The sequence below is a fragment of the uncultured Gimesia sp. genome (assembly GCF_937910335.1).
GTDB lineage: Bacteria > Planctomycetota > Planctomycetia > Planctomycetales > Planctomycetaceae > Gimesia.
The window spans coordinates 1-13,144 of the sequence record NZ_CALEMX010000235.1 but is presented as its reverse complement, the minus strand read 5'-3'; the positions used below and the strand labels follow the sequence as shown (position 1 = coordinate 13,144).

Here is a 13,144-nt window from a genome sequence, read left to right as displayed (position 1 = left end):
GGTGAAGATTTTCAAAACACAGGCACTTTTATAGTAGTGAGATTTTCAGCATTCGCGAAAAACAGTGTGCAAAAAAACTCATCTCGCGCGCGACGCGTTAAATGCATATTGGGATCTTTCGCGGTGGAGTCAAGAGCGAAATTGTGCACCTGAATTTCTGGAGGAAAGGAGAATGGGAAAGACTGGACTGAGACAAGGTAGGAAATCTAGTCTGAACTGAGCAGTTCATTGACGGCCTGGATCAGATCTTCGATGTGGTAAGGTTTTGGGAAAAAGCGATCGACGCCTCTTTCCTTTGCCAGCCCCCTGTATTTGGTTTCGTTGCTGCCTGTGACCATGATGATCCGGGGAGCGAGTTGTTTGTTGTCGACGATCGAGTCGAGGACTGCTAGCCCACTACGGCGGGGCATGACCAGATCCAGGAGTACTAGATCGGGGGCGTCTCGTTCGATTTTCATGACCCCTTCGATACCGTCACAAGCTGTCAAAACTTTATAACCGGCGGCTTCCAGTGCCAACTGGAGGGGTTCGATCAGACCTGCATCATCGTCTATGATTAAAACGCGTTTTTGAGGAGATATGTTCATTAGCCTGGTATTATTTTCTTAATCTGGTCCGCACTAAAGAAGTGTGCATGGGGTATTATATCACCGACTGTATCGAAAATCCAATTATTAAGCGCATCATGGTACTTGACGCTCCCCAAACGGGAATCTGTTCGATAAAATGGGCCGGTGCGCGCGTTGTGCTCGCCGCTATTTGATTCCAGAATGAATCAATTCAGAGGGCATTTTCCTCATTTATTTTACTCAACCAGCGGGATAATTTTGTGTCAGCGACGTCGGTAATTGGATTACAGTGGGGCGATGAGGCCAAGGGCAAAATCGTAGATTTACTTTCTGAGCAACACGAAATCGTGGTTCGCTATCTGGGAGGCAATAATGCGGGTCATACTGTCAAGTTTGACGGAAAGACCTATAAACTTTCCTTGTTGCCAGCGGGAATTCTGAATCCGAATGTGACGTCAGTGATTACAGGCGGGGTGGTGATCAATCCTAAAGCCTTTCTGAAAGAGATGGCTTCGATTTGTGATCAGAATGGTCCGATTGAGGCGAGTCGGCTGTTAATTAGCGATCGTGCGCATGTGATTTTTCCTTACCATATGCAGGAAGAAGTTGTCTTTGAAGAAAGCCGCAAAGAAAAGGCGATTGGGACGACCATGCGAGGGATTGGTACCTGCTATCGTGACAAAGCCGGTCGAACGCATGCGATTCGAATGGGAGACTTGGTTCGCCCGGAATTTTTCCGTAGCCGACTGGAAGAGATAGTTGCTTATAAAAATCGAATCTTTAAGGCACTCGATCCGGAAGCAGAACCCGTCGATGTGGATGCAATATACAAAGAATATTCTGAGTATGCCGAAATTTTGAAACCACATGTCGTTGATACCAATGCCTATCTGTTGAAAGCGGTAGCAGAGAAGCGAAAACTATTGTTTGAAGGCGCGCAGGGCAGTTTGCTTGATATCGATCATGGGACTTTTCCTTATGTGACCTCATCCAATAGCTCGGGCTGTGGAATTCATAATGGAAGTGGTGTTTCGGAACGTTATATCGATAAGATGATCGGCGTTGTGAAGGCGTATACCACGCGTGTCGGCGGTGGCCCTTTTGTTACAGAGTTGCACGATAGTATCGGGCAACGCATTCGTGATGTGGGTAATGAATATGGAACCGTTACTGGTCGTCCGCGACGCTGTGGGTGGTTCGATGCTGTGGCGACTCGTTACGGGGCCAATATCAGTGGCGTGGATTGCATCGCTGTGATGTTGCTGGATGTGTTGAGTGGATTGGAAGAGTTGAAAATTTGTGAAGCCTATGATGTGAATGGTCAGCATGTGACAGATTTTCCCAGTCATATTCTCGATTTGGAACAGGCCAAACCGGTATATCGCTCGATTCCAGGCTGGAAAGAGGACATTACCGGTATCCGTCGTATGGAAGATCTGCCTGCCAATGCGATTGCTTATATCAAAGCGGTTGAAGAAATTATCGGCAAACCAGTCGAGATCGTTTCCGTCGGCCCGGATCGTGAGCAGACGATTCGATTGAAGTAGTCCTGAGCGTGAATTCTGCTATTTCAGATTGAAGTTGGTATGAATCGGTTCAATCGATTAATCAACGGCAGATTCATCAACGACGACGCCTTTTTTAAGAATCAGGTTGGCATACAGGGCCGTCTCACTGGTAGCGATGATCGCGTAGGCATTTTTTGCCCGTTCATAAAATTCAAAACGTTCAATTTTTTCCAGCTCGAGGTTTCGGCTGTCATGGGCTTGGATGAGTTGATGATAGGTTTCCCAGATGGGAGGTTCCGGGGTTTGATCATCTACGGGATTCATCAAACCTGCGGGCTGATCGACAAAGGTATCCAGTGGAAAGAATTGCAGAATGGCGTCCAAAATTTCTGGTACACCGTGACCATCCAGTCGAATAATCTGTTGCGCATGGGAATCAGCGGGAAAATTTCCATCAGCTAGAACGAGATCATCGCCGTGTCCCATAGTCATTAGGGTGTGCATCAGATCCGGTGAGATAATGGGAGGGATTCCTTTGAGCATCGATTTCGCCTTTTTTGAATGAATGCAGGTTTCTGATCGCTGCAGTGCTGATTTTGACAGTTCAAATAACGGGTTGATTCCAGCGAGCGGACTGGATTTCTATTATGCCGAAATTTTACTGCGAAGGCGAGTATGGCTTGCTGGATAAGCAGTTGGGAAGCCGCTATGATGGCCTGAGTTCAAGCTGAGGTTCAACAAATTATTTGAATTACTGCTGCTTCGAAGTGGTAGCAAATTTTCAGGAGAAAGTCTGAAAAATCAATGAAAATTCACGAATATCAGGCCAAACAGTTATTTCGCGAAGCCGGGATTCCCGTACCTGAGGGGATCATTGCGAAAACCGTGGAAGAAGCGGTTGCCGCATTTGAGAAACTGGATCGTCCGTTGGTGGTAGTGAAGTCACAGATTCATGCTGGAGGGCGTGGGAAGGGTCGTTTTAAAGAACACCCGGATCAAGCGGGTGTGGTCCTGGCACGATCTGCAGAGGAAGTTCGGGACAATGCCGCACGAATGTTGGGTTCGACCCTGGTGACGATTCAAACAGGCCCTGAGGGGAAGCAGGTCAGTACTCTGTTTATCGAGCAGGGGTTGGATATTGCACAGGAGCTCTATCTGGGATGTGTGGTTGACCGCGAAGTGGGTGGTCCCGTTTTGATTCTCTCGACCGAAGGGGGAATGGAAATTGAGGTAGTTGCCCATGAGAGTCCTGAGAAAATTTTGAGTGAACCCTTTTCCATTCATACCGGTTTACTCGGTTTTCAGGCTCGCAAGCTGGCTTTCAAGTTGGGGATGGAAGGTAAGACTGTTCGCCATGCAGAGAAGTTTCTGTGTCAGCTAAGTCGTTTTTTCATCGATAATGATTGCAGCATGGCTGAGATCAATCCGCTGGTGATTACCGGCGATGGAGAATTGGTCGCGCTGGATGCAAAAATTTCGTTTGATGATAACGCCTTGTTTCGTCATAAGCCTTTCGATGAACTGCGGGATTTGAGCGAAGAAGACCCGGCTGAAGTAGATGCGGGCAATGCTGATTTGAGCTATGTTAAGCTAGACGGAAACATCGGTTGTCTGGTAAACGGTGCCGGATTGGCGATGAGCACAATGGACCTGATCAAGCATCATGGCGGCGAGCCTGCCAACTTTCTGGATGTAGGTGGCGGAGCGAATGTCGATCAGGTATCGGAAGCATTTCGTATCATTCTGGCTGACGATCATGTGAAAGCTGTCCTGGTGAATATCTTTGGTGGAATTATGAAGTGCGACACGATTGTGACCGCATTGCTGGAAGCTTATGAAAAGGTTGGCTTCACGGTTCCTCTGGTGGTTCGTCTGGAAGGGACGAATGTGGAAATTGCCCGCAAGATGCTGGCAGAAAGTGGTCGGGATATTATCTCGGCGACTGATTTAACCGATGCTGCTCAGAAAGTGGTTGCCACTTTGAGTTCTTAGTGGACGGCGGTCTTCTGAGGATTCAGGGGGCCGCGTTAATTTGACGTGGTTGTTTTGTAAAAAGCGATCTTAGCCATCTTTAAAAAACATATTTCCCGCAAGGGTGAAACATTATGAGTATTTTAGTTACAGAAAAGACACGCGTCATTTGCCAGGGGATAACTGGTAAGTCCGGCCTGTTTCATAGCCAGCAATGTCGCGAGTATGGCACCCCTTTATTGGGCGGTGTGACTCCCGGAAAAGGGGGAACCGAAGTCGATGGTTTTCCCGTATTTAATACAGTAGAAGAAGCAGTCGAAAAGACTGGCGCCAATACGAGTTTGATTTTCGTACCACCACCTTTTTGTGGTGAAGCGATTATGGAAGCCGCGGATGCGGGCATCGAATTGATTATTGCGATCACCGAAGGTGTACCCGTATTTGATATGGTTCGGGTGATGGAATATCTCAAAGACAAAAACAGTCGTTTGATTGGTCCTAACTGTCCGGGAGTGATCACGCCCGGGATCGCGAAAATCGGGATCATGCCTGGTTACATTCATACGCCCGGTTCAGTGGGATTGATCAGTAAAAGTGGTACTTTGACCTATGAAGCTGCGTGGCAGTTGGGAAATGTTGGTTTGGGACAAACTACTGCTGTCGGAATTGGCGGCGACCCGATTATCGGAACGACGTTTATTGATCTACTGGAATTATTCGAAAACGATCCTGCGACAGAATCAATCATGTTGATTGGTGAGATCGGTGGAACCGCGGAAATCGAAGCTGCGGAATATATCAGGGATCATGTAACGAAACCTGTTGCTGGTTTTATTGCTGGTAAGACGGCCCCTCCCGGAAAACGGATGGGACACGCTGGCGCGATTATCAGTGGGGGAAGTGGAACCGCCGATGAAAAGATCGCGGCTTTGGAAGCGGCTGGAGTTATCGTGGCAGAAAGCCCTGCCGACATGGGGGCTGCCGTCAAGCGCGCGATTGAAGCGGCTGCTTAGTTCGATTTCATCAAAAAACTGAATTGAAGAAGCATAAATTAAAAAGGGCAACCAGTTTCACTGGTTGCCCTTTTTTGTTTCGCTCAATGAGAGTCGCGATATTTATTTTTCGTCGTCAGCACAAACCCAGCCGCCGAGCGATGTTTCGTAATCGATCAGTTCTTCGGGTTTGAAATAAATTTTGATTTCACGGGCGGCTGCTTCAGGTCCATCACTTCCGTGGACCAAGTTCATCTGGCGACTGACTCCATAATCCCCACGAATGGTTCCCGGTGCTGATTCGCGACCGTTGGTGGAACCCATCATCGAACGTACGACAGAGATGGCTTCCGGGCCTTCTGCTACGATTGCGATAACGGGACCCGCGGTGATGAATTCTTCGAGTAGCGGGTAGAATGGTTTTTCTACATGCTCTGCATAGTGTTCGGCTGATAATTCTTTTGTGACTTTCAGCAATTTCAGTCCGACAATTTTAAGACCTTTGTTTTCGAAGCGAGATAAAAGGGTTCCCGCCAGGCGACGTTGCATTGCATCGGGTTTAATTAGAATCAGAGTTTTTTCGAGCGCCATTTGGATTTCTTTCTATTATGTTTCTCTATTAGAAATTCAGGGATTGAGTTTTCTCTCAACCTGTTATGTTAGTGTATGGTTTAAATTCTGGGATATTCATGAGTGAGGAGGGAGATCTTGTATTGTGCAGTTTTCCTATTGAGATGATCCGGAAGAAACCCGGGCCTGATTGATACTTTCGTAAAACTGTCGGAACAGATAATGACTATCATGCGGGCCCGCTGATGCTTCCGGGTGATATTGCACGCTGAAAGCAGGCTGAGTTTTATGTCGCAAACCAGCGACGGTATTATCATTCATATTGATATGAGTGACTTCGATGTCGTCTGGCATCGATTCAGGATCAATGGCAAACCCATGATTTTGCGAGGTGATTTCAACCTGACCCGTATCGTGATTGACCACGGGTTGGTTTGCGCCCCGATGTCCAAATTTGAGTTTGAATGTTTTGCAGCCACAGGCTAATCCCAAGAGTTGATGGCCTAGACAGATTCCAAAAATCGGGACTTTGCCTAAGAGCGAGCGAATCGTATCAATGGCATAAGTCAGCGGTTCCGGATCGCCTGGACCATTCGAAAGAAAGACGCCGTCGGGGTTCAAAGCCAGGACCTCTTGAGCAGAACAGTTTCCGGGGAGAATGGTGACTTTGCATCCGAGTTGGGTTAAGTGCCTCGGAATGTTCAATTTCATCCCATAGTCGAGGGCAACAATATGGTAGGAATTCTCAGCGACGTAGTCGCTTTCTGCAAGGCTGGTCAAATTATTACCAGAGAGAGCATGAGTCGAACTGCTGAGTGCCAGCGGATGCAGGCTTTCGTTCCATTCCCGCGCTGCTTTGGGAATGACCTGGCTGACTAAATCCTGGCCGGCAAGTTGAGGACTGCTTTGCGCTTTCTTTACAAGTGATTCATCATCCAGGTCTTCGGTCGAGAGCACGCCCGTCATCGCACCATGGGTACGAATTTTTCGGACGAGTGCGCGGGTGTCGATTCCCTGTAAACCGACGATGCCGGCTGCTTTGAGGTATTCATCAAGCGTTTGGGTGGCGCGATAATTACTGGGGATTTCACAAAGCTCGCGGACGATAAAGCCTTGCAAGGCAATTCCCTCTGATTCCACGTCTTCCGGGACGATCCCATAATTTCCGATTTGCGGGTATGTCATAGTGACAATTTGCCCGCAATAAGAAGGGTCTGTCAGAATTTCCTGATACCCGGTCATACTTGTATTGAACACAACTTCGCCGTGGACTTCGCCGTCCGCGCCAAATGCGGTTCCGGTGAACACACTACCATCGGCAAGGGCTAATTTCGCTGTTTTCTGCATAGTTTACACTGATCTCAGGTCGTTGAAGAAAATTTGGTCAAATCTCTTATGTTCTAGCAAAGATGAGCGCAAATAAAAAGAGACCGGCAACAGGGGGCCGGCCTCTTTCAAGAAGATTTTTCGGAATTGATTTTTTATGGGTTCAACTCTGGTCTTGTGTCAGAACAAAATTGTCAATGCGGATGATATTATCATCGGGATCATTAAAACTATTGAACAATTCAGCCATAATCGTATGAAAGTGTTCGCGGCAAATGGAGTAAAAGTTGTGCTTTCCGTCACGACGTGCTTCAATCAGGCCGGCATCCCTTAATAATGCCAAGTGATGGCTGACGGCGGGCTGACTCTGATTCAGTCGTTCGCATAACGCGGTGACAAACAATTCTTCTTCCTGTGCCAGGTAAAGCATGATTTTCAGTCGAGTCTCGTCTGACAACAACTTAAATACTTTAACCAAGTTCTTTTCAAGATGATCTGGCAGCGTAGGGAATCGCTGTGCAGATCGTTCCTGGGGCTGATCCACAAGATTTGTGGCCATATTCGTAGTATCCTTTTTCAAATTCATACAAAAAAACTCTTTTTAAACCGTCGCATGTTTGCAGCGATCGGTTGGGGAGGCATAATCAATTCAATTCGCTTACGTTGAAAGCGGGGGAAGTTAATAACAAAAACAAGCAGCAAATCGCTGGGCATACGAACCTTTTACTAAACTTTTGCCCAAAATCGCCTGTAAAACATGGCGCGCAGATCTAAGTTGAAAAACTGACTCAACTACTTGTATTGTTTGCCAGACAGGCGAAAGATGTGAGGTGTGGGAGACGCTTTCTTTTTCAAAAAGAAAAACAAAGAACGCTCCCTCATTTCGATGGCAATTATGGTAGTGCTCTGCCCAATCGTCAACTAGTATTTATCCAGTTTATCTAATTATTCAATAATTAACATATCTAAAACATGCTTAAGTTTCATCTGATATTGGAGTTATGTTGTGTCAGCATCTTCTTTCTGCGATCTGTCTGGTATGAAAGCTTTAGTGACTGGTTCTTCTACGGGTATTGGCAAGGCCATCGCGCTTGAGCTGGCTGAAGCAGGAGCTGATGTGCTGGTTCATTACCGGAATTCTGCGGATGCAGCTCAGGAGGTTGTTAAACAGATTCAGGGGCAAGGCAGAAAAACGGGAGCCATTTCAACCGACCTGTCTGACCAGGAAAATTATTCCGCATTCATCGATCAGGCATTTCAGGAATGGGGTTCATTGGACATCTGGATTAATAACGCCGGTGTTGATTTATTAACGGGCGCTCCTTCCCAATTGGAATATAATCAGAAACTGGATCAGCTGTTTGAAGTTGATATCCGTGGGACGATGCTTTTATCTCATGAAGTTGGTCAACGTATGCAGCAACAGGGCCGGGGTTGTATTCTGAATATAGGCTGGGACCAATCGGATCGGGGGATGGAGGGGGAGAGTGGCGAATTATTTGCAGCATCCAAAAATGCGATTATGGGGTTTAGCCGTTCTTTGGCTGTCTCAATGGCGCCAGAGGTGCGAGTGAATTGTATTGCCCCCGGATGGATTCAAACTGCCTGGGGCGAAAAGGCAAGCGATGTCTGGCAGGAACGTGTTAAACAGGAGACCCCAATGAAATGTTGGGGGAAACCGGAAGATATTGCGAAGATGGCGCGATTTCTATGCAGCGAGGAAGCGGCTTATATTACCGGTCAGGTCATTAATGTGAATGGGGGAGCGGTTCGATAAGCTTTCGGAGTCAATTCGATGATTTGGTTTGATCAGTTTCGGGTAGAAGATAGGCGATTAGATCTCGAAATTCCTGTAGTGTCATTTGATCTATCAGACCATTGGGCATAATGGATATTTTCGAAGGCAGCATTTCTTCAATGTCCTCTATTTTGAATGAGAGAATTTTCCCCTTTGAGTCGTAGATGGACCGCACTTTATTATTATGCTTATGGTAAATTCCGGAGGCAGTCTTTCCATCGATGGTCACAATGGTCAAAGGGAGAAATCCGGGATCGATATCCTTACTGGGATTAATGATGGCTTCGACTAATCGTTCCCGATTGAGAGCGATTCTTCCCTGCATGCGGAGTAAACCGGGACCGATTTGCTGACCACGCCCATCAATCTGATGGCAGCGGAAACAACCAGGGCCTTTGGGGTGAAAGAAGAGTCGCTGGCCTGAAAGGGAATCGGCTGGCCCTGACAACGCCGTCATCCATTCAGAGAGCTGATTCTGTGACGGTTTTTTTTGTTTAATCTGTCGAGTCAGAATTCGTTCAATCAGGGGTGATTTTGCAGTTTCTTCCATCGCCATTTTTTTAAGTGCAGCCTGTTGTTGATCCGATAATTGTGCTCCCGTTAATGTGCGTAATGCCTCTCTGCTGACAGTTTCGTTTTTGTCATGTGCTAATAGTAGTAGTGGAGTGACATTCTCTGGACGTGAGCTATCCAGGCCGATGACTGCTTCTGCCCGCAAATTCGCTTCTGCCTCTGTGTTATTCGCGAGCTTCAAAAGTTTTTTTCTTCCAGACTGAGTGTTTTTTTCGCGCAGCGTTCGCACTGCTTCTGTTTGTACTCCCGGGTTGTTCGAAGTGATCAGTTCATTCAGTTTTTTCTCACTCATTGCCGGATGGGTGTCGGGCAAAAATAATAATATTTGTTGAATGACTTCGGGGGATGTTCCAGGCAGTTCGAGTAAGCGGGCCGCGTATTTCTGCACCTTAGATTTAGCGACCCACCAGTCTCCAGTTGTGCCCCTGGTCCATTCTTTCATGACACCCTCCAGTTGTGCAATCGCAGCCAGATAGGCTTTCAGGAGTTCCGGCGTGGTTGCTTTGCTGGCGAGATCTGAAATCAGTGTTTCTCGAAACGACTTGAGTAAATCGCGGCCAATCCATTCCACTGCGACAAAACGAATCTTTGGATTTTCATCTTTCAATGCCTGTTTTAACAGCGAGTCAACCGGTGGTGATGTGCTTTCCTTTAGGAGTAGAATGACGGCAAGTCGGACTGCAGCTTCGTTGTGCGAAAAGTTTTGTATCAGTTCCTTGTCCGTTAATGTTTGTCTGAGTCCCTGGCGTGCAGCCTGTCGCATGAAGAGGTCTGTACTTTTTAATCGTTCAAATAAAAGTGGTAAGGCCGACTTTTTTGAGATGCGTCTTATAGCGGCCGCCTGCACAGCGGGTGAATGATCGTGGGCAGCGATATTTTGAAAATCTACCAATGCTGCGGGAAGTTTCGTTATAGCCAGCTCACGGAGCTCCGGCTGTTTATCTTTCAGAGCGGAATGCACCAACTCAGGTGTCAATTTTTTTGAGCTGATTAATGCGTTCAGGGCGACTGCTCTGACACGGGGGTCTGAGTTTTGGAGAGCCGCTTTCAGTTTTGAAATGCCCGTTTCTTTCTGCGTGAGGAGTTTTCTCGCCGCGGCATCGCGTATTTGCCAATCTTTGGATGTGATGGATTTTGTTTGCGAGGACTGTGGCGGTTTCGTCGCACGAATTCGCCAGACACGCCCTTTGCCATGCAAGGGGTAGGAGCGGTCGGCCCAGTCGCCTATATACAGGCTGCCATCCGGACCCACGGCAATTCCTGCGGGGCGAAAATGTTCTTCGCCGGCGATGACCGGTTGTGTTGTTGTTTTGAACGAGGCTCCCTCGGGTGTGAGATGATAACGGTCAATGCGGTGCTCTCCCCAGCTGGCTACGAGCAGATCGCCTCGATAGTCGTCGGGCAGTTGATCTGATTCATAGGAAATCAGTCCGGTAGGAGATTCACCCGTGGATGAAGTCATAGGGAGTGTGCCCGGTGTTTCAGCATTGATGGCTATGAACGGTTCCAGAGTGCGACGGCGGTATCCATAATCGCCCCCTTTTACGATGTTTAATAATCGACAGGGAGGACGGTTACCGGGATCGTTATCGCCAACAAACATGCGGCCGTACACATCAAAACAGAGATGGAACGGATTCCAGAAGCCGGTAGCGATGCGTTCGAGTTTACTGCCATCAGTGCGGCAACGAAAGATGCCTCCTTCACCTCGCAATGCAGGCAGACGTATATTTCCTTTGCCGATCAGGATAGCATCGTCGCCATAATTCTGCCCGAGGGTGAAATAGATATTGCCAAAGTCACCAACAAGTTCGGCATCGGCTCCTTCATTCTCTCCCATACTGAAATAGATGTTGTTGGAAAAATCAAAGGCAAATCCTGAGAATCCATTATGTGGATACGTGGCAGTTGTTTCGAGTTGAATCAGATTTTGTCTGATATCAGCTTTGCCATCATCGTTTTTATCGCGCAGACGAAAGATTGAATTCCGGGTTGCTACATAGATCCAACCATCCGGGTGGGCACCGATATTCATGGTTTCGGTCGAGCCTTCATAGAACGTCTGAATACGATCGGCGCGACCGTTGCCGGTCGTATCTTCCAGCAATCGAATTCGATCTGTTTTTGGGCCTGTATAATTTTCAGGACGAAAGTGGGTATGGTTTTCAACGACATAGACACGGTTGCGTTGATCCACTGTCAGGCCGGTGACAGTGACGATATCCGGTTCGGAGGCAAATAGTTCAATCGTCAGGCGATCGTCCAATGAACGGGGGGTTTTAATCTCTTCTGCATTCAAGAGAGGAGTGAGGAACAGTGCTGAGTACGTCAGCAGCAAGATACTGGTGATGAAGGGGCGTGAAGGATTCTTTCGGGATGGCAGACCGTGCATGTTGTCTGTTCCTTTGGCAGGTGAGAGGCAGGGGTGATTCTGACAGGTTCAGGAACCCCGTTTTATTTTTTGGGGTTAAGATATCCCAGGGATGTTAGAAACTGGTCCAGTTTTTTAATCGTTGAATCATAGTTCTCTTTACTTTTACTCAAATTGAAAAAACCGTGTGCCTGATCTTTATACGAGTTCAGTTCACAGCGATTCCCTTTTTGTTTCATCTGTTCTGTGAAGCGTTCGACATTTTCGATCAACACTGTGGTATCGGCCGTGCCGTGAAATATGATCGTGGGTGGCAGATCTTTTCGTATGAAATGGATAGGGGAAATCTCTTTGCAGCGTTCGCCGAGTTGTCTGGGGCCCCCTTTCCAACCTGTTTCCGTGGTGTCCACCACCGGATTGAATAATGCCATTGCATTGGGAACGGACGAAATCTGTTTGTTTTCAGCCGGTTCATCAAAACCAATTACGGTTCCAGTGCAGGCGGCAACATGGCCTCCCGCTGAGCCACCGCCGGCAACGATGCGATTGGGGTCGATGCCCAGTTCGTCAGCGTGTTGACGAATGAAGCGGACGGCTGATTTTCCATCGGCCACACATTCGAAGGGGGTTGTTTTATGTTTGGATTTAATGCGGTATTCGGCGGCAAAGGCGACCATGCCTTTGGATGCCAGATGTTGACAGTGTGATGCGAATTGGCTGGGGTTACCGCCGGTCCAACCGCCACCAAAGAAGAACACGATGGCAGGGCGGGAATCTCCCGGTTTCCAGTCTTTTGGTTTAAAAATATTGAGATGAAGCTTAGCCTGTTTTGTTGATTTATAGGTTTTGAATTCAGCGTCTTTCAGTGGTTTCCAGTTATTATTCTTTGCGGCACGTTTTTTTTGCGCTACAACGAGTGATGGTGCTGACAGCATGCAGCAAAGACCAACAAAAAGAGAGAGGGCGAGTGTTTTTTGAAAATTCGAATTCATGTTGCTGATTTTCTTTCATAAAAACGTGATGCTGGGTACTTGATGTCGAATCAGGTCTGGTTCTATAGTAAATGAAAGTGTGATGAAATCATCTCTCTATATCCCATTGGAATATCAAAAAATGAAAATTAAATTGATTCAAAGTGTGACCTTGTTCATCGGAATGTTAGTCGTTTCTGGCTCGTTACCGGGAGAGGAGAAAGTAATTCAATTGCCGGACAAAGAAAAGTTTCACATCTATTTGTTAATGGGACAGTCGAATATGGCAGGACGTGGGAAAGTCGTTCCCGCGACAAATGTGCCACATCCGAGAGTGCTCAAGCTTGATAAAAAAGGGGATTGGGTTCCTGCAACCGATCCGCTGCATTTTGATAAACCGACGATTGCAGGAGTCGGGCCAGGTTCTGCATTCGGTCCTGCGATGGCAGATGCAAACAGCGAAGTCACGATTGGTCTGATACCGGCGGCTTTCGG

The 13,144-nt window shown here is 47.4% G+C and carries 12 protein-coding genes; 5 read left to right on the top strand and 7 right to left on the bottom strand.

Annotated features, from left to right (window positions below; genetic code table 11):
• Positions 1-206: 206 nt before the first annotated feature.
• Complete coding sequence (locus Q0668_RS09340) at positions 207-587, bottom strand: response regulator (RefSeq protein WP_298863316.1); 381 nt, start codon at positions 585-587, stop codon at positions 207-209.
• Positions 588-829: 242 nt separating this feature from the next.
• Here Q0668_RS09340 and Q0668_RS09335 point away from each other — a divergent pair, with 242 nt between their 5' ends.
• A complete protein-coding gene (locus Q0668_RS09335; protein ID WP_298863313.1) occupies positions 830-2,116 on the top strand; it encodes an adenylosuccinate synthase in 1,287 nt (428 codons plus the stop codon).
• Between the two features lie 57 nt (positions 2,117-2,173).
• Here Q0668_RS09335 and Q0668_RS09330 read toward each other — a convergent pair whose 3' ends face one another.
• Positions 2,174-2,620: an RbsD/FucU domain-containing protein gene (locus Q0668_RS09330; RefSeq protein ID WP_298863310.1), complete on the bottom strand. Its 447-nt coding sequence runs from the start codon at positions 2,618-2,620 to the stop codon at positions 2,174-2,176.
• Between the two features lie 261 nt (positions 2,621-2,881).
• Here Q0668_RS09330 and sucC point away from each other — a divergent pair, with 261 nt between their 5' ends.
• Both sucC and sucD read left to right on the top strand, forming a co-directional pair.
• A complete protein-coding gene (sucC, locus tag Q0668_RS09325; protein ID WP_298863306.1) occupies positions 2,882-4,069 on the top strand; it encodes an ADP-forming succinate--CoA ligase subunit beta in 1,188 nt (395 codons plus the stop codon).
• 113 nt (positions 4,070-4,182) lie between these two features.
• Positions 4,183-5,061: a succinate--CoA ligase subunit alpha gene (gene sucD, locus Q0668_RS09320; RefSeq protein WP_298863304.1), complete on the top strand. Its 879-nt coding sequence runs from the start codon at positions 4,183-4,185 to the stop codon at positions 5,059-5,061.
• Positions 5,062-5,163: 102 nt separating this feature from the next.
• Here sucD and ndk read toward each other — a convergent pair whose 3' ends face one another.
• From ndk to Q0668_RS09305, 3 genes are all read right to left on the bottom strand, one after another.
• A complete protein-coding gene (gene ndk, locus Q0668_RS09315) occupies positions 5,164-5,631 on the bottom strand; it encodes a nucleoside-diphosphate kinase (protein WP_298863302.1) in 468 nt (155 codons plus the stop codon).
• A gap of 135 nt (positions 5,632-5,766) precedes the next feature.
• Entirely contained in the window at positions 5,767-6,957 is a 1,191-nt protein-coding gene (gene carA, locus Q0668_RS09310) for a glutamine-hydrolyzing carbamoyl-phosphate synthase small subunit (protein WP_298863300.1), read from the bottom strand.
• A 142-nt stretch (positions 6,958-7,099) separates the two neighbouring features.
• Positions 7,100-7,495 (bottom strand): metalloregulator ArsR/SmtB family transcription factor, encoded by a 396-nt coding sequence (locus tag Q0668_RS09305; RefSeq protein ID WP_298863298.1) that lies wholly within the window; start codon positions 7,493-7,495, stop codon positions 7,100-7,102.
• A gap of 447 nt (positions 7,496-7,942) precedes the next feature.
• Here Q0668_RS09305 and Q0668_RS09300 point away from each other — a divergent pair, with 447 nt between their 5' ends.
• Positions 7,943-8,713 (top strand): SDR family oxidoreductase, encoded by a 771-nt coding sequence (locus tag Q0668_RS09300; RefSeq protein ID WP_298863296.1) that lies wholly within the window; start codon positions 7,943-7,945, stop codon positions 8,711-8,713.
• Between the two features lie 10 nt (positions 8,714-8,723).
• Here the strand turns inward: Q0668_RS09300 and Q0668_RS09295 are convergent, their stop codons facing one another.
• Positions 8,724-11,699 carry a PVC-type heme-binding CxxCH protein gene (locus Q0668_RS09295; RefSeq protein WP_298863294.1) on the bottom strand — a complete coding sequence of 992 codons (2,976 nt, stop codon included), beginning with the start codon at positions 11,697-11,699 and terminating at the stop codon, positions 8,724-8,726.
• 62 nt (positions 11,700-11,761) lie between these two features.
• Positions 11,762-12,670: an alpha/beta hydrolase gene (locus Q0668_RS09290; protein WP_298863293.1), complete on the bottom strand. Its 909-nt coding sequence runs from the start codon at positions 12,668-12,670 to the stop codon at positions 11,762-11,764.
• Between the two features lie 82 nt (positions 12,671-12,752).
• Between Q0668_RS09290 and Q0668_RS09285 the strand changes: the two genes are divergently transcribed.
• The coding region (locus Q0668_RS09285) for a sialate O-acetylesterase (RefSeq protein ID WP_298863292.1) at positions 12,753-13,144 on the top strand (392 nt) is incomplete at its 3' end.